This window comes from Streptomyces sp. NPDC001903, assembly GCF_042891345.1.
Taxonomy (GTDB): domain Bacteria; phylum Actinomycetota; class Actinomycetes; order Streptomycetales; family Streptomycetaceae; genus Streptomyces.
Genome location: NZ_JBIASZ010000005.1, coordinates 1 through 25,958, shown reverse-complemented (window position 1 = coordinate 25,958; position 25,958 = coordinate 1). Strand labels below are relative to the sequence as shown.

Below are 25,958 nucleotides of genomic sequence, written 5' to 3'. Positions count from 1 at the left end.
ACTGCCCCGCGGGGACTACGCGTGCGCCCTCAGCAGCGAACGCATCGTCCGCATCGCGACCGACAGGTTCGCCAGGTCGAAGTCGTCCGAGCCCCGGATCTCGTCCAGGGTCGTCCGGGCCCGGCTGATGATCGCCGCGTTCTTGTCCTCCCAGGCCTTGAAGCGGTCCTCGGGAGTCGAGTCGCCGTTGCCCACCGCCAGCACGTCGGCCGTCAGCGCCGCGTGCGCCGCGAACAGGTCCTCGCGGATGGACGCGCGGGCCATCGACTGCCAGCGGTCGGCCCGCGGCAGCTCGATGATCCGGTCCATCAGCTGGGTGATGTTCAGGCGGTCGGCGAGGTCGTAGTACACCTCGGCGACGTCCAGCGGGTTGACCCCGGTGCGGTCCGAGATCGCGACGATGTCCAGCGTCGGGAAGGCCGAGGAGAACCCGGCGACCTTGGCCGCCAGCTCCTCCGGAACGCCCTCGCCGATCAGCTCGTCCATGATCGACTGATACCACTCCAGGTCCGCGCCGCGCACCAGCTTGGGCAGCTCGGCCCAGACCTCGCTCACCCGGTCGGAGAACAGCTCGATCGTCTCGGTGATCTGGAGCGGCTGCGGCCGGTTGTTCAGCAGCCAGCGGGTACCGCGCTCGACCAGGCGCCGCGAGTGCAGGCGCACCCGGGTCTGGACGTCGGCCGCGACCTTGTTGTCCAGCGACTCGACCGCGTCCCACACCTCGGCCAGGCCGAAGATCTCGCGGGCCGCGAGCTGCGCCCGGACGATCTCCTCCGTGGAGGCTCCGCTCTCCTCGCGCAGGCGGTGCAGGAAGGTCGAACCACCGGTGTTGACGGTGTCGTTGACCAGCAGCGTCGTGATGATCTCGCGGCGCAGCGCGTGCGCGTCGATCTGCTCCGGGAACTTCGCGCGCAGGGCGCCCGGGAAGTACGCGTGCAGCAGGCGGCGCAGGTACGGGTCGTCCGGCAGCTCGGTGGCGATGAGCTCGTCCGCCACCGTGATCTTGGTGTAGGCGAACAGCACGGCCAGCTCCGGCTGGGTCAGGCCCTTGCCGGCGCCCAGCAGTTCGCGGATCTGCCGGTCGGTGGGCAGGAACTCGATGTTCCGGTCCAGCCGTCCGGCCGCCTCCAGGCGGCGCATGAAGCGCTGCTGGGCGTGGAGCAGGCTGGGGGCCTGGGCGATGCCGTTGGCGAGGGCCACGTTCTGCGCGTAGTTGTTGCGCAGTACCAGGTGGCCGACCTCGTCGGTCATCTCCGCCAGCAGCTTGTTGCGCTGCTTGACGGTCATGTCCCCGTCCGCGACGACCGCGTTCAGCAGGATCTTGATGTTCACCTCGTGGTCGGAGGTGTCCACGCCCGCGCTGTTGTCGATGGCGTCGGTGTTGACCTTGCCGCCCTCGCCGCCGGCGCCGACCCGGGCGAACTCGATGCGGCCGAGCTGGGTCAGGCCGAGGTTGCCGCCCTCGCCGATGACCTTGGCCCGGACGTCCGCGCCGTTGACGCGGATGGCGTCGTTGGCCTTGTCGCCGACGTCGGTGTGCGTCTCGGAGGACGCCTTGACGTAGGTGCCGATGCCGCCGTTCCACACCAGGTCCACGGGGGCCTGGAGGATGGTCTGCATCAGCTCGGCGGGGGTCATCTTGGTGACGCCCGGCTCGATGCCGAGGGCCGCGCGCATCTGCGCGTTGACCGGGATGGCCTTCGCCGTACGCGGGTGGACGCCGCCGCCCGCGGAGAGCAGTTCGGCGTTGTAGTCGGCCCACGAGGAGCGCGGCAGCTCGAACAGGCGCCGGCGCTCGGCGTACGAGGTCGCCGCGTCCGGGGTCGGGTCGATGAAGATGTGCCGGTGGTCGAAGGCGGCGACCAGGCGGATGTGCTCGGAGAGCAGCATGCCGTTGCCGAACACGTCGCCGGACATGTCGCCGACGCCGACGACCGTGAAGTCCTCGGTCTGGGTGTCGTGGCCCAGCTCGCGGAAGTGCCGCTTGACGGACTCCCAGGCGCCGCGGGCGGTGATGCCCATGCCCTTGTGGTCGTAGCCGGCCGACCCGCCCGAGGCGAACGCGTCGCCCAGCCAGAAGCCGTACGACTCGGCGACGCCGTTGGCGATGTCGGAGAAGGTCGCGGTGCCCTTGTCGGCGGCGACGACGAGGTAGGTGTCGTCCTCGTCGTGGCGGACCACGCCGGTCGGCGGGACGACCTCGCCGCCGACCATGTTGTCGGTGATGTCGAGGAGCGCCGAGATGAAGATCTTGTACGAGGCGATGCCCTCGGCGAGCCAGGCGTCGCGGTCCACCGACGGGTCCGGCAGGTTCTTGGCGACGAAGCCGCCCTTGGCGCCGACCGGCACGATGACGGTGTTCTTGACCATCTGCGCCTTGACCAGGCCGAGGATCTCCGTACGGAAGTCCTCGCGGCGGTCGGACCAGCGCAGGCCGCCTCGGGCGACCTTGCCGAAGCGCAGGTGGACGCCCTCGACGCGCGGGGAGTACACCCAGATCTCGTACGCCGGGCGCGGCGCCGGGAGCTCCGGGATGGCCTGCGGGTCGAACTTCATCGACACGTACGCGTGCTGCTCGCCCGCGTCGTTGAGCTGGAAGAAGTTGGTCCGCAGGGTGGCCTTGATCAGGGTGAGGAAGGACCGCAGGATCCGGTCCTCGTCCAGCGAGGCGACCTGGTCCAGGGCCCCGGCCAGCTCCTCCAGCATGGCGTCGATGAGCTCGGTGCCGGCGGACTGGCGGCCGGGCGACATCCGGGCCTCGAAGAGCGAGACCAGCAGCCGGGTGGTGTGGACGTTGTTGCGGAGGGTGTCCTCCATGTAGTCCTGGCTGAAGTTCACGCCGGCCTGGCGCAGGTACTTGGCGTACGCGCGCAGCACCACGGCCTGGCGCCAGGTGAGACCGGCGGACAGCACCAGGGTGTTGAAGTTGTCGTTCTCGGCGTCGCCCTGCCAGACCGCGGCGAAGGCGTCCTGGAACCGCTCGCGGGCGTCGTCGCCCAGGTAGGCGTCGCCGTTGCCGGAGGGCAGCGGCATCCGCAGGCCGAAGTCGTAGATCCACGCGTTGGTGCGGTCGCTGCAGCGCAGCTCGTACGGGCGCTCGTCGGTGACCTCGACGCCCAGGCGCTGGAGCACGGGCAGGACCGCGGACAGCGAGACCTGCTCGCCCGTGCGGTAGATCTTGAACCGGCGCTCGCCGGGGCCCGCGCCGACCGGCTCGTACAGCGAGAGCGCGAACTCCCGGTCGCTGGCGGAGAGCCGCTCCAGGTGGCAGAGGTCGGCCACGGCCGCGCGCGGCTTGTGGTCGGCCTTGTAGCCCTCGGGGAAGGAGGTGCCGTACTTGCGCAGCAGCTCGGCGGCGCGCTCCTCGCCCACCTCGGCGACCAGGGCGTCGGCGAAGCCGTCGGCCCAGGAGCGGGCGGCCTCGACGAGGCGGGCCTCGATGCGCTCGACGTCGGCGTCCGTCAGGACGGGCAGCTCCTTGCCCTGCGGGACGCGGATGACGAAGTGGATGCGGGCCAGGATCGACTCGGTGTTCCAGGCGGTGAAGTCGACGCTGCTGCCGTCGAGCTCCTCCTGCAGGATCGCGATCAGGCGCAGCCGCACGCCGGTGGTGTAGCGGTCGCGCGGCAGGTAGACGAGCGCCGAGTAGTAGCGCCCGTACTCGTCCTGGCGCAGGTACAGCCGCAGCCGGCGGCGCTCCTGCAGGTACAGGACGGAGGTGGCGATCTCGCGGAGCTTGTCGACCGGGGTCTGGAACAGCTCGTCGCGCGGGTAGGTCTCCAGGATCTGGAGCAGGTCGCGGCCGTCGTGGCTGTTCGGCGAGAAGCCGGCGCCGTCGAGGACCTCGGCGACCTTGCGGCGGATGACCGGGACCCGGCGCACCGACTCGGTGTACGCGGCGGAGGAGAACAGGCCGAGGAAGCGGCGCTCGCCGACGACGTTGCCCTCGGCGTCGAACTTCTTGACGCCGACGTAGTCCAGGTACGAGGGGCGGTGCACGGTGGCGCGGCTGTTGGCCTTGGTCAGCACCAGCAGGCGGTGCTCGCGGGCCTTGGCGCGGGCGTCGGCCGGCAGCCGGTTGAAGGACGGCGAGACGGGGTGGTCGTCCTCCTGGCCGCTGTGGTGCGGGTCGGAGCGCAGGATGCCGAGGCCGGTGCCGGGCACGGCGGCCAGGGCGTCGCCGTCGACGAGGTTGTACTCGCGGTAGCCGAGGAAGGTGAAGTGGTCGTCGGCGAGCCAGCGCAGCAGCTCGCGGGCCTCTTCGAGCTCGTACTCGCGCAGGTCGGGGGCGGTCGGCTCGTCCGGGAGGTCGTCGGCGATGCGCAGCGCGGCGTCGCGCATCTTCTCCCAGTCCTCGACGGACTCGCGGACGTCGGACAGGACGCGGCGCAGGTCGTCGGTGATCTGCTTGAGGTCGGCGCGGTCGGTCTCGCGGTCGGTCTCGACGTGGATCCAGGACTCGACGAGGGAGTCGTGGGGGCGCGCGGTCTTGGGGCCGTGCGCGTCGCAGTCGGGGCCGAGGATCTCGATCAGCTTGCCGGTGACGTCACGGCGCACGACGACCTGCGGGTGGATCACGACGTGGATGCCGCGGTTCTGGCGGGACAGTTCGTTCGTGACGGAGTCCACGAGGAACGGCATGTCGTCGGTGACGACCTCGACGACGGAGTGGCTGGAGGTCCACCCGTTCTCCTCGACCGTCGGGGTGTGCACGCGCACGTTCGCGGTGCCCTGCGGCCGGGTCTCGGCGAGCCGGTAGTGGGAGAGGGCCGCCCCGAACACGTCGACCGGGTCCCGGTCCAGGAGGTCCTCTGGGGCGGTGTGCAGGTAGTAGCGCTGGAGGTAGGCGAGAGTGGTGTCCCGGTCGGGACGCTCCCCCTGCTCGGACCCAGTCGGAAGTAGCCCCCCGGCCGGGCTGTGCTCAGCTACCCGGGCCGCCCGCGCGAGCAGCTCGGCCTTTGCTTCGTCCAGCTTGGTCTGCATGTCCTCTGGCTCCTGTCGCGCGCCATTGCGTGACGTAGGTGAAGGAAGGAATGGCGTGGCGCCGAGATGCGGGGTGACCGCTGGGGACCGGCGCTGCGCCGTGGAGAGAGCCGACCGGGAAGGAACTGGCCATGATCGGCCGGGGCTCCCGGTGGCAGGGATCAGCGAAGGCCCGGGCACGGTCGTGCGCCGGGCGCAGGCCGGAGGCTGCGGCGCCCCCGATGACTATCGCGCTGATCACGGGTACCAGGCTATCTCGCCGGACCCCCTGTCCGTCACGCGCTGGATCTGTACAAAAGGAGGTCTCGAACTTTGACGATGTGCGCAGTGACGGGGGCATATTCTGGGCGTACTTATCCGGCCATGCGGCGAGCAGCGGATACGGCTTCTGCCAGGGTGTCGACGACTTCCACCCCTGCCGATTCCAGACTGCGTCGGCTGTGCGAACCACCCGTGTAGAGGACGGCTCTCGCGCCGACGTGCTGCGCGGCCAGGGCGTCGTCCACGGCATCCCCCACCAGGACCGTACGGGCGGCGGTGACACCCGTCTCCTCCAGGGCCGCCATATGGCGTACGAGATGCCCTGCCTTGCTGGTGTGCGACGGCCCGATCCGGCCGTCGACGCGCACGAAGTGACGGTCGATGCCGTGCGCCTGCACGAGGGGCACGAGCTTCTCGTGGGGCGCGAGGGAGAGCAGGGACTGCGTGAGCCCCTCCGCCTGCCAGTCGCGCAGCAGCTCGCGGGCCCCGGCGGTGAGCCCGGCGGCGGCCGCCGCCGCCCAGTAGTGGCGGTGGAAGGTCTCGTCCATGACCTCCCACTCGGCATCGGTGGGCAGCCGGCCCATGATGCGCTCGTAGAACCTCGGCACCGGCACGACGTACAGCTCGCGGTAGCGCTCCAGCGTGATCGGCTCGAAGCCGAACTCGGCGAAGGAGGCGTTGGTGGCGGCGATGACGGCGTCGACGTCGTGCAGGAGCGTGCCGTTCCAGTCCCAGACTATGTGGACCGGAGGCGTGGCGGGAGTGACCGGAACGCTCATTTCAGCAGCCCCGGGATCTCCTGGACGCCGAACCACAGCAGCTCGTGGTCCTCGGCGCCGTCCACGGTGAACTGCGCGTCGCCGTCCCCGGCGTCGGCGGCCTCCAGGGCGTCGGCCGCTGCCGTCACGTCGCCCAGGGCGTCATCGGCGTCCACGTGCACGGCGGCGGCCACCGCGAGCCGTACGACCGCGGCGAGGGTCACCTGGCCCGGCGTGGCCTCGTCGCCCCCGGGGGTCGCAGCGGCGGCCTTGTCGTCCACGTCGACGGCGACGACCACGCGCTTGCGCGGGGCGGCCCCGTCGGCGGCGAGCATCCGCAGGGACGCGGCGGCGGCCCGCCCGAGGGCCGCGTACTCCAGCTCCTCCAGGTCGTCCGACACGTACCACTCCCGCAGCCCGGGGGTGACGGCGTACGCCCGCAGCGGGGCGGGGCCCAGCTCACCCGCCTCGTGCGCCTCGGCGAGCCCGGGGAGGGTCAGGGGGACGTACACGCGCATGGCCGGCTGCTTTCGGTAGTCGGAAACGCCCTCAGGATACGACCGACCCCACCCGTCGCGGAGACCTCCCCGCGGTGCCGGCCCCTTCCCGGCCCGGAAGGGCGCACCGGACTCCGGTGGGTGACGGGCGGGGTCCCCCTTCGGGGTGCCGGGCCGCGGCCGGACTCCGTCCACCGCACTCCCCCACCGGCGCCGGGACCGGCCCGGGGCCGCACCGCGCCCACCCGGATAGGTGAAGCGGCCCGGCCCGTCCGGGCCCGGGGGGCCTCGTTGCGCAGGGCGGTCACGGACCGTAGAAGTCCCCTACCAAGTTACCGCCCGGTACCGCTCCGGGCCCGGACTTCTCGGGGACGACCGCCATGACCAGGACCAGGAACACCGCCCGGCCCCCCGGCCGCCACGACCAGCGCCGCCCCCGCACCGCACGCACCCCGCGCGGCCCGCAGGACTGGTTCGCCGAGCGGCTGCTGGCCGTGGTCAGCGGCCAGCGGCCCGTCCACTCGCTGCTGGGCCACACGGTCGGCCCGGCCTACGACCAGCTGGTCACCCTGGCCCCCGCCGCCCCGCCGCGCGACCGTCTGCGCCCGGTCCTGCGCCAGTGCGGCCGCTTCCACCCCGGCCCGGGCGTCATCGAGGCCTTCGCCCGCATCGCGACGGGCGACCGCGTCTCGGCGATGGCCTTCCGCCTGGAACAGGGCCCGGACCTCCGCTGGCGCTGCGCGGCCATCGAGATGGCCCCCCCTGGCGTGAGCGGCCCCCTGCCGCCCGGTCCGCCGGACAGCGGCCCCGTACAACGGCGCCGGGGCCGGACACCGTGTGGTGTCCGGCCCCGGCGGGGGTGCCCGTACGGGCAGGGGTCACTTCTTGCGGCGGCGGCCGCCCGCGGCCTTCTGCGCCTTGCGGCGCTCGGCACGCGTCATGCCGTCGCCCGCCTCATCGGCGTCGAAGTCGCCCTCGACGACCCCGCCCTCCCCGTCCACCGTCGGGGCCGAGAAGTGCAGCCGGTCCGGCCGCTGCGGGGCGTCCAGGCCCTTGGCCCGGATCTCCGGCCGCGCGCCCGCCGGCTCCTTGGCCAGCGAAGGCGCCGCGTCCTGCACCGGGACCTCCTCGACCTGCTGCTCGACCTGGACCTCCAGGTTGAACAGGTAGCCGACGGACTCCTCCTTGATGCCCTCCATCATGGCGTTGAACATGTCGAAGCCCTCGCGCTGGTACTCGACCAGCGGGTCCTTCTGGGCCATCGCCCGCAGGCCGATGCCCTCCTGCAGGTAGTCCATCTCGTACAGGTGCTCGCGCCACTTGCGGTCCAGGACCGACAGGACCACGCGCCGCTCCAGCTCGCGCATGATGTCGGAGCCCAGCGCCTTCTCGCGCGCCTCGTACTGCTCGTGGATGTCGTCCTTGACGGACTCCGCGATGAACTCGGCGGTGATGCCCGCACGGTCGCCCGCCGCGTCCTCCAGCTCGGCGACCGTGACCTTGATCGGGTAGAGCTGCTTGAAGGCGCCCCACAGCCGGTCCAGGTCCCACTCCTCGGCGAAGCCCTCGACCGTCTCGGCCGCGATGTACGCGTCGATCGTGTCGTCCATGAAGAAGCGCACCTGCTCATGCAGGTCCTCGCCCTCCAGGACGCGGCGGCGCTCGCCGTAGATGACCTCGCGCTGGCTGTTGAGGACCTCGTCGTACTTCAGGACGTTCTTGCGCGTCTCGAAGTTCTGGGTCTCGACCTGCGACTGGGCCGACGCGATCGCGCGCGTCACCATCTTGTTCTCGATCGGCACGTCGTCCGGCACGTTCGCCATCGACATCACGCGCTCCACCATCTGCGCCTTGAACAGGCGCATCAGGTCGTCGCCCAGCGACAGGTAGAACCGGGACTCGCCCGGGTCGCCCTGACGGCCGGAGCGACCGCGCAGCTGGTTGTCGATACGGCGCGACTCGTGCCGCTCGGTGCCCAGCACGTACAGCCCGCCGAGGGACTTGACCTCTTCGAACTCGGCCTTCACGGCCGCCTCGGCGCGCTCGAGCGCGGCGGGCAGCGCGTGCGCCCACTGCTCGATGTGCTCTTCCGGGTCCAGGCCCTGCTGGCGCAGCTCGGCCTCGGCCAGGTCGTCCGGGTTGCCGCCGAGCTTGATGTCGGTACCGCGGCCGGCCATGTTCGTGGCGACCGTGACGGCGCCGCGGCGGCCGGCCTGGGCGACGATCGAGGCCTCGCGCTCGTGCTGCTTCGCGTTGAGCACCTCGTGCGGGATGCCCCGCTTGGAGAGCTGCTGCGAGAGGTACTCGGACTTCTCGACCGAGGTGGTGCCGACGAGGATCGGCTGCCCCTTCTCGTGCTTCTCCGCGATGTCGTCGACGACGGCGGCGAACTTCGCGACCTCGGTCCGGTAGATCAGGTCCGGCTGGTCCTTGCGGACCATGTCGCGGTTGGTCGGGATCGGGACGACACCGAGCTTGTAGATCTGGTGGAACTCGGCGGCCTCGGTCATGGCCGTACCGGTCATGCCCGACAGCTTCGAGTACAGGCGGAAGAAGTTCTGGAGGGTGATCGTGGCGAGGGTCTGGTTCTCGTCCTTGATGTCCACCCCTTCCTTCGCCTCGATCGCCTGGTGCATGCCCTCGTTGTAGCGGCGGCCGGCGAGGATACGGCCGGTGTGCTCGTCGACGATCATGACTTCGCCGTCGATGACGACGTAGTCCTTGTCCTTCTTGAACAGTTCCTTCGCCTTGATGGCGTTGTTCAGGTAGCCGACGAGCGGGGTGTTCACCGACTCGTAGAGGTTCTCGATGCCGAGCCAGTCCTCGACCTTGGCGACACCGGCCTCGTGGATGGCGACCGTGCGCTTCTTCTCGTCGACCTCGTAGTCGCCGGTCTCCTCGATCCCCTTGAGGGGCTCGCCGGGCTCGCCCTTCTTCAGGCGGGTGACCAGCTTCGCGAAGTCGGCGTACCACTTCGTGGCCTGGTCGGCCGGGCCGGAGATGATCAGCGGGGTACGGGCCTCGTCGACCAGGATCGAGTCGACCTCGTCGACCACGGCGAAGTTGTGGCCGCGCTGGACGAGCTCGTCCTGCGACCACGCCATGTTGTCGCGCAGGTAGTCGAAGCCGAACTCGTTGTTCGTGCCGTACGTGATGTCGCTGTTGTACTGCTCCCGGCGCTGGGCCGGCGACATGTTCGCCAGGATGCAGCCGACCTCGAGACCGAGGAACTTGTGCACCCGGCCCATCATCTCGGAGTCGCGCTCGGCGAGGTAGTCGTTCACCGTGATCAGGTGGACGCCCTTGCCGGACAGCGCGTTCAGGTACGCGGGGAGCGTGCCGACGAGGGTCTTGCCCTCACCGGTCTTCATCTCGGCCACGTAGCCGAGGTGCAGCGCGGCACCGCCCATGATCTGGACGTCGTAGTGCCGCTGGCCGAGGACGCGCTTGGCGGCCTCGCGGACGGTCGCGAACGCCTCGGGCAGCAGGTCGTCCAGGCTCTCGCCGTCCTGGTAGCGCTGCTTGTACTCGTCCGTGAGCGCCCGCAACTCGGCGTCGGAGAGGTTGACGAAGTCCTCTTCGATGGAGTTGACCTGGTCCGCGATGCGGTGCAGTTTGCGCAGGATCTTGCCTTCGCCTGCACGCATGAGCTTGTTGAAGACGGACACCGAGGTTTGTCTCCTTGCCGGTCGGGCCTGGCACTGGTTCGTACACGGGCACGGAGGGTGGGCCCCACCGCAACGGCCATCGTAAGCGAGGACGCGGCCGCGCCGGGAGGCCCGCCGTATCCCGCAGGGCACGGGCGCCCTGAAGGAGAACGTACGAGGTGCCCGGAAGGTGCCGGTGTCCCCGACACGTCTTGCCCGAAAACTGCTCGCCCGACCCGCCCCGGCCCCGCAGAATCCGTACATGGAGCCCACGACACTGAGCACGGCCCGACTGCATTTGCGCCCCTTCGTCCCGGCGGACGAGGAGGAGGTGTACACCGCGGTGCAGGACCCCGAGATCCAGCGCTGGACCATGGTCCCCTCCCCCTACTCGCGCGAGCACGCGCGCGGCTTCGTCCTGGAGACCGTCCCGGCCGGCTGGCGCGAGGACACGGCGTACAGCTTCGCGGTCCGCCTCGGGGCGGACGGCCCGCTGGTCGCGGCCGTCGGCGTGCACGTGCGCGGGCAGGGCTCGTACGAGATCGGGTACTGGGCGGCGAAGGAGCACCGGGGCCGCGGCTACATGGCCGAGGCCGTCGCCGCCGTCTCCCGCTGGGCCTTCACCGAAGTGGGCGCCGTACGGCTGGAATGGCGCGCGGAGGTCGGCAACACGGGCTCCCGGGCCGTCGCGGAGAAGACCGGCTTCCGCTTCGAGGGCGTCCTGCGGGCCGCGGTGCTCCGCGGCGGCACCGCGCGGGACTCCTGGATCGGCGCCCTGCTGCCCACGGACCTGGGCCTGCCCCCCTCATTGCCGTACCTGCCCGCTGTCAGTGGCGGCGCCTAGCATGCGGGCATGACGCTCGCAGCCTCCGTGTCCCTGTCCGCCGACGACGCGCGCCGGATCGCCCTGCGCGCGCAGGGCTTCCTGGGAGCGCCCGACCGCAAGGGCGGCGTGCGCGGCGTCCTGCGGCACCTGGGCGCCGTCCAGCTGGACACCATCTCCGTCCTGGCCCGCTCGCACGAGCTGATCCCGTACGCGCGCCTGGGCGCGGTGGGCCGGCCGGCGGTGGAGAAGGCGTACTGGTCCGACCGGCACGCCTTCGAGTACTGGTCGCACGCGGCCTGCATCCTGCCGATCGAGGAGTGGCCGCACTTCGCGTTCCGGCGCCGGATCAAGCGCGCGCACGGCTACCGCTGGCACAAGATGAAGGACAAGGAGGCCTCCTGCCGGCTGGTCCTGGACCGGCTGCGCGCCGAGGGCCCGCTGACCTCGACCGAGCTGGGCGGCGCGAAGAACGGCGGCCCGTGGTGGGACTGGTCCGAGACCAAGATCGCGGTGGAGTGGCTGCTGGACGCAGGTGACGTGGTCGTCACCGAGCGCCGCGGCTGGAAGCGGGTCTACGACCTGCCCGAGCGGGCGGTCCCGGACGCACTGCTCCACGACGACCTGGACGACCGCGAGTGCCTGCGCCGCCTGGTGGCGCTGGCCGGGCAGAGCCTGGGCGTCGGCACCCGCGCCGACATCGCGGACTACCACCGGCTCAAGGGCGAGCAGGTCGACTCGGTGATCGCCGACTCGGGGCTGGTCCCCGTCGAGGTCGAGGGCTGGGCCAAGGCGGCCTGGGCCGACCCGGCCGCGCTGGCGACGGTCCCCCGCGGCCGCCACCGCACCACCCTGCTCTCCCCGTTCGACTCCCTGGTCTGGGACCGGCCGCGCACGGAGCGGATCTTCGACTTCGCGCACCGGCTGGAGGCGTACGTCCCCAAGCCCAAGCGGATCCACGGGTACTTCGCGATGCCGCTGCTGGCGGGCGGGCGGCTCCAGGGCCGGGTGGACCCGGCCCGCGAGGGCTCCACGCTGGTGGCCCGGCAGCTGTCGCTGACCGCCCCCGGGGCGGCCCGCCCGATGGCCGAGGCGCTGCGCGAGGCGGCGCAGTGGGTCGGCTGCGACTCCGTCCGCGTCGAGCGCGCGGGCTCCCCCGAGGAGGCGGCCGCGGTCACGGCGGAACTGGCCGCCCTCTGAGGACCTCGGCGGACCTCTGAGGACCTCGGCGGAGCTCAGCGGATCTCGAGGATCTTCTCCCGCATCGCGTAGACCACGGCTTCCATCCTGGAGTGCAGCTGGAGCTTCTCCAGGATGTTGCGGACGTGGTTCTTCACGGTGTTCTCGGAGATGAACAACTCCTTCGCGATGTCGCGGTTGTTCATCCCGGTCGCCACCAGCTTGAGCACTTCCAGCTCGCGGTCCGTCAGCCGGGGCGCCGGCACCAGCCGCCGCTCGTCCGTCCGCTGGATCATCGACTTGAACTCGGTCAGCAGCTTCGACGCCATCGACGGACTGATCTGCGACTGCCCGTCGGCCACCGCGCGGATCGCCGTCGCCACCTCGTCGGTCGAGATCTCCTTCAGGAGGTACCCGGTGGCGCCCGCCTTGATCGCGTCGTAGAGGTCCGCCTCCTCGTCGCTGATCGTCAGCATGATGATCTTCGCGGAGGGGGCCACCTCCTTGATCGAGGTGCAGGCCTCGATCCCGCCGCGCCGGGGCATCCGCACGTCCATGAGCACGATGTCCGGCAGCAGGTCCGCCGCCTTGTCCACCGCCTCCGCGCCGTCCCCCGCCTCACCGACGACCTGGATGTCCTCCTCCTGCGCGAGGACGATCTCCAGCCCGCGCCGGAACAGGGCGTGGTCGTCGACGACGAGCACCCGGATCGGCTCGCCGCCGTCATCACCGCGCACCGGCCCGAAGCTGTCCGCCATCGTTCCTCCCCCTGCATGTACCGAGCTGCCGGGTCAACCGGACGGGAAACCGCGCCGGTTGACTGCCCGCCATGATTCCATGCCCGCGCCACCCGGCGGGGAGCCTGCGACGGCCACCTGGCGTATACGAGTCATACAGAGGCCCCCGGGGACGCCGCGGCGTCCCCGGGGGCACTTCACCGAAAATCAGGACGCGGCGTCAGCCACCGAGCGCCCCGCCCGCGCCCGCGCCGGGCTCGGCGGAGCTGGAGGCCTCGTCGGCATTGAGGTGGATCACGCCGTAGTCATAGCCGTGGCGCCGGTAGACGACGCTCGGCATCTTGGTGTCGGAGTCGACGAACAGGTAGAAGTCGTGGCCGACCAGTTCCATTTCGTACAGCGCCTGGTCGAGCGGCATGGGTGCCGCGGAGTGCGTCTTCTCGCGGACGATGAGCGGGCCTTCGCCCTGCACTTCCAGCGATCCGATCCGAGTGGTCGGGATCGCGTCCCCCGGCTCCTCCGTGACCGGCTGGCCGCTGCCGTTGAGCCGGGCCGCGCCGGGAACCGCGTCGGCGACCTCGGCCGCCGAGAGCCGGCCGTTGCCACGGCGCGTGTAGCGCTTGTCGTGCTGCTTGCGCAGCTGCGCCTCGAGCTTCTCCTGTGCCAGGTCGAGCGCCGCGTACGGGTCGGTGGCGGCGGCTTCGGCGCGGACCACGGGGCCCCGCGAACGCAGGGTGATCTCCACGCGGTCGGAACGGTCGGCCTGGCGCGGGTTGTGCTCCTTGGACACCTCGACGTCCAAGCTGATCACCTTGGCGTCGAGCTTCTGGATCCGCTCGGGATTCAGCTTCTCGGCCACGTGCTTGCGGAACCGCTCGGGCACCTCGGTCTTGCGGCCCTTGACGACGATGTCCACGCAGAACTCCGTTCCCGGATAGCTCCGCCTCATGGGGCGAAGCGTCTCCCTTTCGCACCAGGCTCCGGTGAACACCGGAGCCGCGGACTTGGCGACGTTCACCTCCCGATCCGGTGCGTGTGGCCAGGACTCGCCAGTTCCTTACAACCGAACATATCCCTCCATGCCGGTTGTCGGCACCCGCTACCGGACCATACCTCCGTTCAGGTGGCTGTTCTCTCTTACTACCTGCAACGATGCGCCTTCCCCGAGAGTTCCAAATCTATTCACAAGAGCGTTGCTCTGTACGGGTTGTCGACCGATTTCGCACGAAGGATCCTGCCGGAGCGGCCACCACGGCCGCCGCCGCCACCGGTCCCATCGAAGCCGCCCGCAGCGCCCGGGCCGCCTCCGCCAGCGTGGCCCCGGTGGTGATCAGGTCGTCCACCAGCACGATCCGCGCGACGGCCGGAATCGACTCCCCGCCCCCGCGGCGCACCCCCAGCGCCCCCGTGAGGTTCTCCCGCCGCTCCCGGGCCCCCAGCCCCGCCTGGTCGGCCACCGGCCGTACCTGGCGCAGTACGGACGCCACCCGCGCGGGCACCCCGGCCCCCCGCAGCCGCGCCGCGGCCGCCAGGGCGGTCCTGCGCGCCGGATCGTGCCCGCGCGCCCGCACCTGCCGGCGCGCCGAGGGCACGGGTACGAGGACCAGCTCCCGCCCCGCCGGGGCGGCGCCCCCTCCCACGGCGGCGGCCCCCTCGACCGCCGCCGCCAGGGCGGCGCCCAGCGGCCCGGCCAGCGGCAGCGCCCCGCGCTCCTTGTGCGCCAGTACGACCTCCCGTACCGCCCCCTCGTACGCGGCGGCCGCATACACCACGGGCAGCCCCGCAGGCCGCGGAGAGGGCCTCACACGGCCCGCCGCGGCCCCGCTCAGCGCCTGCGCGCAGCCGGGGCACAACAGCACCCGGGCAGCCCCACAGCCGCCGCAGCCGCCCGGCAGGACCAGCCCGGCGAGCTCCCGCCACCACCCCCGCATCCGTCCACTGTGCCGGGACGCCCGCACACCCCGCCAGCCCTGTGGACAACCGCGGCGGACCATCCGGGACACCCCGCAGCGGGCGGCGCAAGGGCAGGGTCAGCCCGGGTAGACCGGATCCCGGCCGCCCGGCGCCACCGTGCGCCACTGCGCCCCCGGCGGCAGCCACACGATCCCGTCCTCGTCCGAGTGCGCGACCACCGGCTTCTTCTCGTCCTCCGTCGCCGCGACCGCGTCCAGCCCCGTCGCCCCCGGCAGGCTCGCCGCGACCATCGAGCCGTCGGCCAGCATGTACCGGGCCTGCACGACCCCGCCGTTCTCCCGGCCCACCACCAGCAGCCGGCCGCGCGGCGCCCAGCTCAGCGCCGTCACGCTCGCCATCTGCGGGGCCGCCGGGCGCAGCTCGCGCACCGACACCGGCGCCGCGTCGCCCTTGCCCTCGGGCCGCTCGATCCGCCCGATGTACAGGGTCTTGCCGTTCCCCGACTGCACCAGCAGCGCGATCCGCACCCCGTCCGGCGACGCCTTCAGCCCGGTGATCCGCCCGCCGTCGAGCCCGGCCACGTCGATCTTCTGCGGGACCCCCGTCCCGCCCGGCACCCGGTACAGCGCCGGATTCTGCGGATCCTGGTCCGCGACCCACAGATCGCCCGCCGCGTCCCAGCTCGGCGCGGACAGCCCGTTCGGCTTGGCGCCCTTGGCGGTCAGCACCGGCTGCGGCATCGGCCCGGCCGTCGTCAGGTTCACCAGGTACAGCCCGTGCCCGTCCTCCGACACCGCGGCCGCGCGCTTCTCGTCGTACGAGACGGCCGCGGAGCCGACCTTGAACCCCGGGTTCCCGGCGCTGGGGGACAGCGGCCCCGGCACCGGCTCCGGCCTGTACTGCTGGTCCTCGTTGGTGACGTCGAGCTTCATCCGGACGAACCGGCTCTCGGCGTCGACGTAGTACTGGTACTCCGGCCCCTGCGGCCGGTGCGCGATCCCCGCCGCGGTCGGCTCGGTCACCGAGCACAGCGAGGAGCGGTCCGAACGCAGCAGCTCGACCCGCGCCATCCGGGAGGACGTCAGATCCTGCACCGTGTACATGAGTTGCGCGGCCATCTTCTCGCACTGCGGCTGCGCGACGTTGTCGACCTTGTCGTTGAGCGGCACCTTCAGCACGTTCTGCCCGTCGTACGCCAGCGACTTGGTGCCCTCCCGCAGTTCGGTGCCGGTCGGGAAGCTCGAAGTGACCACGGGGCCGAGCCACTTGGACGGGCCGGCCAGCAGCGACTGCACGGTCTGCGTGGTCGGGTCCATCCGCGAGTCGGGGTCGCTGCGCTGGCGCACGTACACCGGGTCGGCGACGAGGCTGCCGCCCGCGAAGTAGTACTTGTTGACCGGCATGTAGATGCGCTGGAAGTCGGACTCGCTGAGCACGAGGCCGTTCGGCGGCGTCGCGATCCGCCACTGCTTGTTCTCCTGGACCAGCTGGAGGTACTCCTCGTAGCGCCGGCCCGCGGGCTCCGGCTGGTACGCGCTGCGCTCGTCCACCGTCGCGAGCTTCTTGCCGGTCATCTTCCAGCGGGGTCCCGGGGCGTCCTTCTCGTTGCCCACCGAGAACCGGTCGATGCCCGCCGAGAGCACGGTGACGGCGGAACCGGGCTTCCAGTTCTTCGCCGCCTCCTCGGTGAGGTACTTGCGGGCGGTCTGCAGCTGCGGGTCGTCGCTGGTCATGGCCTCCAGGAAGCCGTCGACGATGTCGGCCGGACCGGCCTTGTCGGCCGGCGGCACCCCGAACACCCGCACCTGCGAGTCGACGCCCTGCGAGGCCTTCACCTCGCGGATCTCACCGTGGTCGGGCATGGAGGCACAGCCCGCCAGCAGCAGCCCGGCCGCGCCGAAGGCGTACGCCCGCACCGCCCGCCACCGGCGGCGGCCGTCCCTGCGCACCCGTGCGGGCTCAGCGTCCACCTGCGCCATCCTCCTGTGCTGCCGACTGCTCGGCGCCGGCAGCGCGCTCGGCTGCCGCCCGCTCCGCCGCCGCCTGGTCGTGATCGGCCGGGCGGGCCACGACGCGTGCCCCGCTCCCCGGCAGGGCCGTCGGGTCCGCGGGCACCGGCAGCGCACCGGCGACCGCCGACCGGGGCGGTATCGGCGACCGGTCGCCGCGGCCCGGCCCCTGCTGCGCCTTCGGGGAAGCCTGCGAGCCCGCAGCCTCGGCCGCGGCCCGGGCCCGGTTGGACCGCGAGTCCTCCGGCTCCAGCGGGATCGGCGACCCGCGCAGCGGCTCGTCGGCGGTCCGCGGCAGGGTCAGCCGGAACTGCGAACCGCCGCCCGGCTCGCCCCACGCCTGCAGCCAGCCGCCGTGCAGCCGCGCGTCCTCGACGGCGATGGACAGGCCCAGGCCCGTCCCGCCCGTCGTCCGCGCCCGCGCCGGATCCGCCCGCCAGAAGCGGTTGAACACGCGGGTGGCCTCGCCGGGCTTGAGCCCTACCCCGTAGTCCCGTACGGCCACGGCGACGGCCCCGCCCGCCGAAGCCAGCCGGACCACCACATCGCGCCCCTCGCCGTGCTCCACGGCGTTGACGACGAGGTTGCGCAGCACCCGCTCCACGCGCCGGGAGTCGGCCTCCGCTATGACGGGCTGGGTGTCGCCGAGCACCCGGATCCGGGTGCCCTTGTGCTCGGCGAGCGGCTCGGCCCCGTCGATGACCCGCCTTACGACGTCCCGCAGGTCGATCGGCTCCGCCTCCAGGGCCGCGGCGCCCGCGTCGAACCGGCTGATCTCCAGCAGGTCCGCGAGCAGCGACTCGAAACGGTCGAGCTGGCCCGCGAGCAGCTCGGCGGAGCGGGCGGTGATCGGGTCGAAGTCGACGCGGGCGTCGTGGATGACGTCGGCAGCCATCCGTACGGTCGTCAGCGGCGTGCGCAGCTCGTGCGAGACGTCGGAGACGAACCGGCGCTGCATCCGCGACAGGTCCTCCAGCTGCTGGATCTTGAGCTGGAGGTTCTGCGCCATCTTGTTGAAGGCCTCGCCCAGACGGGCGATGTCGTCCTCGCCGGTGACCTTCATCCGCTCCTGGAGCCGCCCGGCCGAGAGCCGCTCGGCGATCCCGGCGGCCATCCGCACGGGCGTCACGACCTGCCGTACGACGAGCCAGGCGATCGCGCCGAGCAGCACGACCACGAACACGCCCGCGGTGGCGATGGTGACCTTGATGAGGTTGAGGGACTCCTCCTCCTGCGTGAGCGGGAAGAGGTAGTAGAGGTCGTACGGATCCCCGTTGATGTCGGTGAGCCGCTTGCCCACCACCAGCGCGGGCTCCGGCGCCTTGTCCCCGGACCCGGCGGTGTACCGGATCTGCGAGAAGGTCTTGAAGGTCCCGGTCGCGTGGTTGACGTTGCGGCGCAGCGCCGCGGGAACGCTCGCCGTCGGGTCGACGTTCCCCGAGGCCCGGGCGCCCTTGACGCCCGAGACGAACGGCCCGCTCGGCTGCCCGCCCGCCTCGGGGCCGGCCCCGAGCGCGACCACCTCGAACGCGGTCTGGCCGCCACTGGCGAGCTGCTTGACCAGCGAGTTCATCCAGGTACTGGCGTCCCGCCCGACCTTGTTGTCGGTGGCGTCGGGCCCGTCCACGGCCGAGGGCGTATTGGCCTTCTCCTGCGCCACGGCGAACCCGCCCGCCGCCTGGCTCTGCGCGGCCTCCTCCTTGGCGTCGAGGAGCCCCTTGCTGACCTGGGCGATCACCACGAAACCGAGCGCGAGGACCACGGCCAGCGACATCAGCAGCGTCGCGGCGACCACGCGCAGCTGGATGTTGCGCCGCCACAGCCGGACAGCCGGAAGCAGCGGCCGTCGTACGAGGCGTACGAACAACCGCAGCACGGGACCGCCCGGCGCTCCGTCGGCCATCTGACGGAGCTGCCGGCCTCCCCGCAGGACTCCTCGGCGGGAGCCGCTGTGGGGCTTGCCGGGCGGCACGTCAGCTCGGTCCGGCCTTGTAGCCGACACCGCGCACCGTCACGACGATCTCGGGGCGCTCGGGGTCCTTCTCGACCTTGGAGCGCAGCCGCTGCACATGCACGTTGACCAGGCGGGTGTCCGCCGCGTGCCGGTAGCCCCAGACCTGCTCCAGCAGCACCTCGCGGGTGAACACCTGCCAGGGCTTGCGCGCGAGGGCGACCAGCAGGTCGAACTCGAGCGGGGTCAGGGCGATCGAGGCGCCGTCGCGCTTGACCGAGTGCCCGGCCACGTCGATGACCAGGTCACCGATGGCCAGCTGCTCGGGCGCGGGCTCCTCCGACCGGCGCAGGCGGGCCCGGATGCGGGCCACCAGCTCCTTCGGCTTGAACGGCTTGACGATGTAGTCGTCGGCCCCGGACTCCAGGCCCACGACGACGTCGACCGTGTCGCTCTTCGCGGTGAGCATGACGATCGGCACGCCTGATTCGGCCCGGATCAGCCTGCAGACCTCTATGCCGTCCCGACCGGGCAGCATCAGGTCGAGCAGCACGAGATCCGGCTTCGCCTCGCGGAAGGCAGCCAGCGCCTTGTCGCCGTCCGCTACGAACGACGGCTCAAAACCTTCTCCACGCAGCACAATGCCGAGCATCTCGGCCAGCGCGGTGTCGTCGTCGACGACAAGGACTCGTCCCTTCATGCTTGACATCATCCCATTAGCTAATCGTTACCTGGCGGTGAGCTGTCCCACAGCCAAAAGGGCTGGAAATCGCCCCTCGGACCTGCGTGGAGATCAGAGCGACCAGTCTGCCCCGGATCCGGGCGACAATTGAAGGCGCGGGCTGCCGGAGATCCGGGGGGACGGCCGGTCCGCTCAACGTTCCCACGTGGCACGATGGCAGCCGACCAGCGCCCCCCGCCCCCGCCCCCGCAGTGCACGTGAAGGAGCGACGATGAACGACTCTCCGGGCTGGGCCGTGCCCGGACCCTCCCCGTCCGACGGCGATCGGCCGGGCGCACCCGACGGCCGGGACGGCAGCGAGGGCGCTCAGCCGCCCGCGCAGCAGCCTCCCGCCGGCGGGCCGAAGTGGTCCGCCGAGCAGCCGCCGCCCGGCGAGTGGTCCAGCCCCGGCAGCCCCCAGGCACCCCAGACCCCTCAGCAGCCTCAGCAGCAGCCGCCGCAGCCCGGCGCGGGCTGGGGCTCGTACGCGGGCCCCCAGGCCGGCCACAGCGGCGGCCACAGCGGCGGCCAGTACGGCTACCCGGGCAGCCCCGGCCAGTGGGGCAAGCCCCCGGCCGCCAAGCCCGGCGTGATCCCGCTGCGCCCCCTGGACCTGGGCGAGATCCTCGACGGCGCCGTCGCCACCATGCGCAGCCACTGGCGCTCGGTCCTGCCGATCACCCTGGTCGTGGCCACCGTCGTCCAGGTCATCAGCGTGATCGTGCAGAAGTACACGCTCTCCGACCTGCCCGTCACCTCCGGCGACGAGGCGAGCCTGCGCGACCTCGTCGACACCCTCGGCGGCAGCATGCTCGCCCTGGTCGCGAACGGGTTCATCCAGCTCATCGGCACCATCGTGGCCACCGCCATGCTCACGATGATCTTCAGCCGCGCCGTGCTCGGCCACAGCTCCACCATCGGCACCGCCTGGCGCGAGGCCCGCCCCCAGCTGCTCCGCCTGCTCGGGCTGACCCTCCTGCTGGGCATCGGCGGCGCCCTCCTCGTCGGCGTCCTGATCCTGCCCGGCATCGCCCTGCGCAGCATCGGCCTCGGCCTCCTCGGCGGCTTCGCCGCCCTCCCGCTCCTCATCTGGCTCGGAATCAAGTTCAGCCTGGCCTCGCCCGCCCTGATGCTGGAGAAGAGCGGCGTGGCCACCTCGCTGCGCCGCTCCTCGCGGCTCGTCCAGGGCTCCTGGTGGCGCATCTTCGGCATCACCGCCCTGACCGGCCTCATCACCACCTTCGTCTCGGCCATCATCGTCTGGCCGCTGACCGCCGTCGGGCTCGCGATCGGCCTCGCCGACGGCGGAGTCTCCGGACTGGAGGACGGCACCGCCGCCACCGGCTGGGCCGCGCTCATCCTCTCCGCGGTCGGCGCCGTCATCGCGCAGACCATCACCATGCCGATCCAGTCGGGCGTCACCGTCCTCCTCTACGTCGACCAGCGCATCCGCCGCGAGGCCCTCGACCTGGAGCTCGCCCGGGCGGCGGGCCTGGAGAACTACGGCTCGGACCCGGCCGCACCGCCGACCGGAGGCTGATGCGCCGATGATGAGTACGGGGGGCCTCATCACACACTCCGCGGCGCTCCTGCCGACCGCGGAGAAACCACCGGTGACGACACCGCGCGATCCCGCCCGCGAGGCGGCCGAACGCGAGCTGTCCAAGCCGCTCTACCACCAGGACGACCCGGGGCTGCTCCAGCGCGCCCTGGACCGGTTCTGGGAGTGGGTGGGCAACCTCTTCGACCACGCCTCGGGCGCCACCCCCGGCGGCACCCTGGGCCTGGTCGCGATCGCCGCCCTGGTCGTCCTCGCCATCGCCGCCCTGTGGTGGCGGCTCGGCTCCCCCCGCCGGACCGCCACCGCCGCCGCGGGGGTCTTCGGCGACAGCCTGCGCAGCGCCGCAGACCACCGCACCGCCGCCGAGGCGTACGCCGCCGACAGCCGCTGGACCGCGGCCGTCCAGGAACGCATGCGGGCCGTCGTCCGCTCCCTGGAGGAGCGCACCGTGCTCGACCCGCGCCCCGGCCGCACCGCCGACGAGGCCGCCGCCGAAGCCGCCGCCGCCCTCCCCGACCACGCCGAAGCCCTCCGCACCGCGGCCCGCGCCTTCGACGACGTCACGTACGGCGGCCACCCCGCCGACGCCGAGATGTACGCCCACCTGCGCACCCTGGACCTCGCCCTGACCCGGACGAAGCCCCTCCTGACGGGACCCCGGCCATGACCGCCCCGAACCAGGCCCCCGCGACGGCGGCCGCCGGGATCACCCCCGCCGCCGCCTGGCGGCGCGGGCGCGGCTTCCTGATCTGCCTCGGCATCCTGCTCCTCGCCGCCGTCACGCTCGCCGCCCTCGCCTCCGGCAGCCGGCACGGACGGCTCGACCCGCGCTCCGCCGACCCCGACGGCAGCCGGGCCGTGGCCGAACTCCTCCAGGCCCGCGGAGTCACCACCCGCGTCGTCACCACCGCCCGCGAGGCCGCCGCCGCGGCCGGCCCCGACACCACCCTGCTGGTCACCAACCCCGACCTGCTCGGCGAGAGCGGGCTGCGCGCCATCCGCTCCGCCATCGACCTCTCCGGCGGCCGCACCGTCCTGCTCGCCCCCAGCGCCCTCAGCCTCCCCGACCTGGCCCCCGCCGCCCGCACCAAGGGCACCGCCGCCGACCGGAACCTCGACCCCGGCTGCACCCTGCCCGCCGCCGTCTCCGCCGGCCGCGCCACCACCGGCGGCGACCACCGCTACACCACCGACGGAGCCACCGGCACCGCCTGCTACCCCAGCGGCGGCCACCCCACCCTCCTCGTCCTCCCCACCGGCACCACCGGCGGCGACACCGTCCTCCTCGGCTCCGAGACGATCCTCCTCAACAAGAAGCTCGCCTCCGAGGGCAACGCCTCCCTCGCCCTCCAACTCCTCGGCTCCCGCCCCGACCTCGTCTGGTACCTGCCCTCCCTCGCCGACGCCCAGGACGAGGCCCCCGCCCGGGAACAAGACTTCCTCGACCTCCTCCCCCGCGGCTGGAGCCGGGCCCTCCTCCAGCTCTTCCTCGCCGCCGCCCTCGCCGCCCTCTGGCGCGCCCGCCGACTCGGCCCCCTCGTCACCGAGAAACTGCCCGTCGCCATCCGCGCCTCCGAGACCACCGAGGGCCGCGCCCGCCTCTACCGCAAGGCCGACGCCCGCGACCGCGCCGCCACCGTGCTGCGCGCCGCCGCCCGCGAACGCCTGGCCGCACTGACCGGCGTACCGCCCACCCAGGCCCACGACCCCGCGGCCCTGCTCCCCGCCGTGTCCACCCGCCTGACGGAGGGACACCAGGACCTGGCGGCCCTCCTCTTCGGCACCACACCCACCACGGACGCGGCGCTCGTCGCGCTCGCCGACCACCTCGACGCCCTCGAAAGAGAGGTCCGCACCTCATGACGGCCACCACGGACAGCGCCCGCTCCTCCCTGGAAGCGATCCGCACCGAGATCGGAAAGGCCGTCGTCGGCCAGGACTCGGCCGTCACCGGTCTCGTCGTCGCCCTCCTGTGCCGCGGCCACGTCCTCCTCGAAGGCGTACCCGGAGTCGCCAAGACCCTCCTCGTGCGGGCCCTCGCCGCCTCCCTCGAACTCGACACCAAGCGCGTCCAGTTCACCCCCGACCTGATGCCCAGCGACGTCACCGGCTCCCTCGTCTACGACGCCCGCACCGCCGAGTTCTCCTTCCAGAACGGCCCGGTCTTCACCAACCTCCTCCTCGCGGACGAGATCAACAGGACCCCGCCCAAGACCCAGTCCTCCCTCCTCGAAGCCATGGAGGAGCGCCAGGTCACCGTCGACGGCACCCCGCGCCGACTGCCGGAACCCTTCCTCGTCGCGGCCACCATGAACCCCGTCGAGTACGAGGGCACCTACCCCCTCCCCGAGGCCCAGCTCGACCGCTTCCTCCTCAAGCTCACCGTGCCCCTCCCCTCCCGCGAGGACGAGATCGGCGTCCTGACCCGGCACGCCGCCGGCTTCAACCCCCGCGACCTCCACGCCGCGGGCCTGCGCCCCGTCGCCGGCCCGGCCGAGCTCGAAGCCGCCCGCGACGCCGTCGCCGAGGTGTCCGTCTCCCCGGAGATCGCCGGCTACGTCGTCGACGTCTGCCGCGCCACCCGCGAATCGCCGTCCCTCACCCTCGGCGTCTCCCCGCGCGGCGCGACCGCCCTGCTGGCCACCGCCCGCGCCTGGGCCTGGCTCACCGGCCGCGACTACGTCACCCCCGACGACGTCAAGGCCCTCGCCCTGCCGACCCTGCGCCACCGCGTCCAGCTCCGCCCGGAGGCCGAGATGGAAGGGGTCACGGCCGACGCCGTCATCACCGCGATCCTGTCCCACGTCCCCGTCCCGCGCTGATGGCCCTCACCGGACGCGCCGCCCTGCTGGCGGCCCTCGGCAGCATCCCCGTCGGCATCCTGGAACCCGGCTGGACGGGGATGCTCGCCGTCAACGGCACCCTCGCCCTGGCCTGCGCCGTCGACTACGCCCTCGCGGCCCCGGTCCGCGGCCTCACACTCACCCGCTCGGGCGACACCTCGGTCCGCCTCGGCGAACCCGCCGAGGTCCACCTCACCGTCACCAACCCGGGCACCCGGCCGCTGCGCGCCCGCATCCGCGACGCCTGGCCCCCCAGCAGCTGGCTCCCGGGCACCGAGACCGACGCCTCCCGCCACACCCTCGCGATCCCGGCCGGCGAACGCCGCCGGATCACCACCCGGCTGCTCCCCACCCGCCGCGGCGACCGGCAGGCCGACCGCGTGACGATCCGCTCGTACGGACCGCTGGGCCTGCTCGCCCGCCAGGGCACCCACACCGTCCCCTGGACGGTCCGGGTCCTGCCGCCCTTCACCAGCCGCAAGCACCTGCCCTCGCGCTTGGCCCGCCTGCGCGAACTGGACGGTCGTACGAGCGTCCTGACCCGCGGCGAGGGCACCGAGTTCGACAGCCTGCGCGACTACGTCCCCGGCGACGACACCCGCTCCATCGACTGGCGGGCCACCGCCCGCCAGGACAAGGTCGCCGTCCGCACCTGGCGCCCGGAACGCGACCGGCACATCCTGATCTGCCTGGACACCGGCCGCACCTCGGCGGGCCGCGTCGGCGACGCCCCCCGCCTGGACTCGGCCATGGACGCGGCCCTGCTGCTGGCCGCCCTCGCCTCCCGCGCCGGCGACCGCGTCGACCTGCTGGCCCACGACCGCCGCACCCGCGCCCAGGTACAGGGCCGCGCGGCCGGCGACGTCCTGCCGGCCTTCGTCAACGCCATGGCCACGCTGGAACCGGAGCTCGTCGAGACCGACGCCCGCACGCTGGTCTCGACAGTCCTGCGCAGTGCCCCGCGCCGGTCCCTGGTGGTCCTCCTGACGAGCCTGGACGCGGCCCCGATAGAGGAAGGCCTGCTCCCGCTCCTCCCCCGCCTCACCCAGCGCCACACGGTCCTGCTGGCCTCGGTGGCGGACCCCCGCGTCGAGGAGATGACCCGCTCCCGCGGCACCCTCGACGCGGTCTACGAGGCGGCGGCCGGCACCCAGTCCCAGGCCACCCGCCGCCGCACGGCGGAGCAGCTGTCCCGCCACGGAGTCCACGTGGTCGACGCCACCCCCGACACCCTGGCCCCGGCCCTGGCCGACGCCTACCTGTCCCTGAAGGCCGCGGGCCGCCTCTAGCGGGTGGCCCGACTGGCTACGCTGGTCGGGCACCCACCAGGAGGACCAGCATGGCCGACTTCACGCCCGAGCAGATGCGCCGCATGCACGATTTCGCGGAGCAACTCTCAGAGCTGGCCGAGCACCAGGAAGACCAGTGGAAGGTTCAGACCACCGACGGTCAGATCTTCCTCACGATGATGAGCCCCACGGCTCCCCACGGGCTCAACGTGGTGCGGCTGCGCCGCCAAATCGAGGCCCAGACACCCGAGGTCATGGCCCTCAGCGACACGAACATGGGCGACCCGGTGACTGGTCTGACCAAAGTCCCCGACCTCATGGTCATCGCGGAGGAGGAAACAGACGACACCGCGAAGGTCGTCAATTCCCGCGATGTCCTGATGGTGGTGGAAGTCGTCTCCCGTACGAATTCCCTCACCGACATCCGCGACAAGCTGCACGACTACCCCCGCATGGGTGTCCCGCTGTACGTCGTCGTGGACCCGCGCAAGGACAAGAAGACCGTCACGGTGCACAGCGACCCCTCGGAGGGACCCGACGGCACCCGCTACCGCAAGAAGGTCCCGTACGCGTTCGGGGACACCGTCATCGCCGGCCGCTGGACCCTCGACACCGCCAGCCTCAAGAGCTACCCCGCCGACTGGTAAGGGAAGGCGGGAGCCGATTACCTCCGCACCAAAACGGGCCCAGAACGCAGAAAAGCCCCGCACCGAACCCGTGAAGGGCTGGTGCGGGGCTTTCCCACAATGATTGTTCGGCGGCGTCCTACTCTCCCACAGGGTCCC

At 72.2% G+C, this 25,958-nt stretch carries 18 protein-coding genes and 1 pseudogene; 9 read left to right on the top strand and 10 right to left on the bottom strand.

The features are described from left to right. Nucleotides 1–15 precede the first annotated feature (15 nt). From ACFYZS_RS12615 to ACFYZS_RS12605, 3 genes are all read right to left on the bottom strand, one after another. A complete protein-coding gene (locus ACFYZS_RS12615; protein WP_389010333.1) occupies nucleotides 16–4,983 on the bottom strand; it encodes an NAD-glutamate dehydrogenase in 4,968 nt (1,655 codons plus the stop codon). Between the two features lie 353 nt (nucleotides 4,984–5,336). After that, a complete protein-coding gene (locus ACFYZS_RS12610; protein WP_389010330.1) occupies nucleotides 5,337–6,023 on the bottom strand; it encodes an HAD family hydrolase in 687 nt (228 codons plus the stop codon). Further along, on the bottom strand, nucleotides 6,020–6,520 hold the full coding sequence (locus tag ACFYZS_RS12605) for a DUF6912 family protein (protein ID WP_389010327.1): 501 nt from the start codon (nucleotides 6,518–6,520) through the stop codon (nucleotides 6,020–6,022). Before ACFYZS_RS12605 ends, ACFYZS_RS12610 begins: the two co-directional genes overlap by 4 nt. A gap of 359 nt (nucleotides 6,521–6,879) precedes the next feature. Between ACFYZS_RS12605 and ACFYZS_RS12600 the strand changes: the two are divergent. Next, a pseudogene (locus tag ACFYZS_RS12600) lies at nucleotides 6,880–7,254 on the top strand (Rv3235 family protein); the annotation flags it as partial. Nucleotides 7,255–7,377: 123 nt separating this feature from the next. Here ACFYZS_RS12600 and secA read toward each other — a convergent pair. Then, nucleotides 7,378–10,167, bottom strand: coding sequence for a preprotein translocase subunit SecA (gene secA, locus ACFYZS_RS12595; RefSeq protein ID WP_389010324.1), 2,790 nt, complete (start codon nucleotides 10,165–10,167; stop codon nucleotides 7,378–7,380). 241 nt (nucleotides 10,168–10,408) lie between these two features. Here secA and ACFYZS_RS12590 point away from each other — a divergent pair, with 241 nt between their 5' ends. Together ACFYZS_RS12590 and ACFYZS_RS12585 are read left to right on the top strand one after the other, a co-directional pair. Next, nucleotides 10,409–10,990 carry a GNAT family N-acetyltransferase gene (locus tag ACFYZS_RS12590; protein ID WP_389010321.1) on the top strand — a complete coding sequence of 194 codons (582 nt, stop codon included), beginning with the start codon at nucleotides 10,409–10,411 and terminating at the stop codon, nucleotides 10,988–10,990. 9 nt (nucleotides 10,991–10,999) lie between these two features. Continuing rightward, nucleotides 11,000–12,169, top strand: a complete 1,170-nt coding sequence (locus ACFYZS_RS12585; protein WP_389010319.1) for a winged helix-turn-helix domain-containing protein — start codon at nucleotides 11,000–11,002, stop codon at nucleotides 12,167–12,169. 35 nt (nucleotides 12,170–12,204) lie between these two features. Here the strand turns inward: ACFYZS_RS12585 and ACFYZS_RS12580 are convergent, their stop codons facing one another. The 6 genes from ACFYZS_RS12580 to mtrA all read right to left on the bottom strand — a co-directional run bounded on the left by ACFYZS_RS12580 (nucleotide 12,205) and on the right by mtrA (nucleotide 19,471). Continuing rightward, entirely contained in the window at nucleotides 12,205–12,906 is a 702-nt protein-coding gene (locus tag ACFYZS_RS12580; protein ID WP_030161389.1) for a response regulator transcription factor, read from the bottom strand. 199 nt (nucleotides 12,907–13,105) lie between these two features. Continuing rightward, nucleotides 13,106–13,801 (bottom strand): ribosome hibernation-promoting factor, HPF/YfiA family, encoded by a 696-nt coding sequence (hpf, locus tag ACFYZS_RS12575; RefSeq protein ID WP_385589001.1) that lies wholly within the window; start codon nucleotides 13,799–13,801, stop codon nucleotides 13,106–13,108. 262 nt (nucleotides 13,802–14,063) lie between these two features. Next, the gene (locus tag ACFYZS_RS12570; RefSeq protein WP_389010316.1) at nucleotides 14,064–14,816 is read right to left on the bottom strand and encodes a ComF family protein; all 753 of its coding nucleotides are present in this window, start codon (nucleotides 14,814–14,816) and stop codon (nucleotides 14,064–14,066) included. A gap of 99 nt (nucleotides 14,817–14,915) precedes the next feature. Continuing rightward, on the bottom strand, nucleotides 14,916–16,769 hold the full coding sequence (locus ACFYZS_RS12565) for an LpqB family beta-propeller domain-containing protein (RefSeq protein ID WP_389010313.1): 1,854 nt from the start codon (nucleotides 16,767–16,769) through the stop codon (nucleotides 14,916–14,918). Continuing rightward, nucleotides 16,759–18,711: an MtrAB system histidine kinase MtrB gene (gene mtrB / locus ACFYZS_RS12560; protein WP_389010310.1), complete on the bottom strand. Its 1,953-nt coding sequence runs from the start codon at nucleotides 18,709–18,711 to the stop codon at nucleotides 16,759–16,761. Before mtrB ends, ACFYZS_RS12565 begins: the two co-directional genes overlap by 11 nt. 70 nt (nucleotides 18,712–18,781) lie before the next feature. Continuing rightward, nucleotides 18,782–19,471, bottom strand: a complete 690-nt coding sequence (gene mtrA, locus ACFYZS_RS12555) for a two-component system response regulator MtrA (RefSeq protein ID WP_189973359.1) — start codon at nucleotides 19,469–19,471, stop codon at nucleotides 18,782–18,784. Nucleotides 19,472–19,712: 241 nt separating this feature from the next. On the opposite strand from mtrA, the gene ACFYZS_RS12550 reads away from it, so the two are divergent. Genes ACFYZS_RS12550 through ACFYZS_RS12525 form a run of 6 tightly spaced genes read left to right on the top strand, consistent with a single transcriptional unit; the run spans nucleotide 19,713 to nucleotide 25,820 of the window. Further along, entirely contained in the window at nucleotides 19,713–21,020 is a 1,308-nt protein-coding gene (locus tag ACFYZS_RS12550; RefSeq protein ID WP_389010307.1) for a hypothetical protein, read from the top strand. Nucleotides 21,021–21,027: 7 nt separating this feature from the next. Continuing rightward, complete coding sequence (locus ACFYZS_RS12545) at nucleotides 21,028–21,708, top strand: DUF4129 domain-containing protein (protein WP_389010304.1); 681 nt, start codon at nucleotides 21,028–21,030, stop codon at nucleotides 21,706–21,708. Further along, on the top strand, nucleotides 21,705–22,904 hold the full coding sequence (locus ACFYZS_RS12540) for a DUF4350 domain-containing protein (RefSeq protein ID WP_389010301.1): 1,200 nt from the start codon (nucleotides 21,705–21,707) through the stop codon (nucleotides 22,902–22,904). The genes ACFYZS_RS12545 and ACFYZS_RS12540 overlap by 4 nt, the downstream gene beginning before the upstream one ends. Continuing rightward, a complete protein-coding gene (locus tag ACFYZS_RS12535; RefSeq protein ID WP_389010298.1) occupies nucleotides 22,901–23,863 on the top strand; it encodes an AAA family ATPase in 963 nt (320 codons plus the stop codon). Before ACFYZS_RS12540 ends, ACFYZS_RS12535 begins: the two co-directional genes overlap by 4 nt. Next, nucleotides 23,863–25,173: a DUF58 domain-containing protein gene (locus ACFYZS_RS12530; protein ID WP_389010296.1), complete on the top strand. Its 1,311-nt coding sequence runs from the start codon at nucleotides 23,863–23,865 to the stop codon at nucleotides 25,171–25,173. The genes ACFYZS_RS12535 and ACFYZS_RS12530 overlap by 1 nt, the downstream gene beginning before the upstream one ends. A 50-nt stretch (nucleotides 25,174–25,223) precedes the next feature. After that, nucleotides 25,224–25,820, top strand: coding sequence for a Uma2 family endonuclease (locus ACFYZS_RS12525; protein WP_389010293.1), 597 nt, complete (start codon nucleotides 25,224–25,226; stop codon nucleotides 25,818–25,820). Nucleotides 25,821–25,958: the final 138 nt, after the last annotated feature.

What these genes read in the sequence shown, in the direction of transcription:
- ACFYZS_RS12615 (WP_389010333.1), bottom strand. Translation starts at nt 4,983, where the DNA reads ATGCAGACCAAGCTGGACGAAGCAAAGGCCGAGCTGCTCGCGCGGGCG.
- ACFYZS_RS12610 (WP_389010330.1), bottom strand. Translation starts at nt 6,023, where the DNA reads ATGAGCGTTCCGGTCACTCCCGCCACGCCTCCGGTCCACATAGTCTGG.
- ACFYZS_RS12605 (WP_389010327.1), bottom strand. Translation starts at nt 6,520, where the DNA reads ATGCGCGTGTACGTCCCCCTGACCCTCCCCGGGCTCGCCGAGGCGCAC.
- ACFYZS_RS12590 (WP_389010321.1), top strand. Translation starts at nt 10,409, where the DNA reads ATGGAGCCCACGACACTGAGCACGGCCCGACTGCATTTGCGCCCCTTC.
- ACFYZS_RS12585 (WP_389010319.1), top strand. Translation starts at nt 11,000, where the DNA reads ATGACGCTCGCAGCCTCCGTGTCCCTGTCCGCCGACGACGCGCGCCGG.
- ACFYZS_RS12580 (WP_030161389.1), bottom strand. Translation starts at nt 12,906, where the DNA reads ATGGCGGACAGCTTCGGGCCGGTGCGCGGTGATGACGGCGGCGAGCCG.
- ACFYZS_RS12570 (WP_389010316.1), bottom strand. Translation starts at nt 14,816, where the DNA reads ATGCGGGGGTGGTGGCGGGAGCTCGCCGGGCTGGTCCTGCCGGGCGGC.
- mtrB (WP_389010310.1), bottom strand. Translation starts at nt 18,711, where the DNA reads ATGGCCGACGGAGCGCCGGGCGGTCCCGTGCTGCGGTTGTTCGTACGC.
- mtrA (WP_189973359.1), bottom strand. Translation starts at nt 19,471, where the DNA reads ATGATGTCAAGCATGAAGGGACGAGTCCTTGTCGTCGACGACGACACC.
- ACFYZS_RS12550 (WP_389010307.1), top strand. Translation starts at nt 19,713, where the DNA reads ATGAACGACTCTCCGGGCTGGGCCGTGCCCGGACCCTCCCCGTCCGAC.
- ACFYZS_RS12545 (WP_389010304.1), top strand. Translation starts at nt 21,028, where the DNA reads ATGATGAGTACGGGGGGCCTCATCACACACTCCGCGGCGCTCCTGCCG.
- ACFYZS_RS12540 (WP_389010301.1), top strand. Translation starts at nt 21,705, where the DNA reads ATGACCGCCCCGAACCAGGCCCCCGCGACGGCGGCCGCCGGGATCACC.
- ACFYZS_RS12535 (WP_389010298.1), top strand. Translation starts at nt 22,901, where the DNA reads ATGACGGCCACCACGGACAGCGCCCGCTCCTCCCTGGAAGCGATCCGC.
- ACFYZS_RS12530 (WP_389010296.1), top strand. Translation starts at nt 23,863, where the DNA reads ATGGCCCTCACCGGACGCGCCGCCCTGCTGGCGGCCCTCGGCAGCATC.
- ACFYZS_RS12525 (WP_389010293.1), top strand. Translation starts at nt 25,224, where the DNA reads ATGGCCGACTTCACGCCCGAGCAGATGCGCCGCATGCACGATTTCGCG.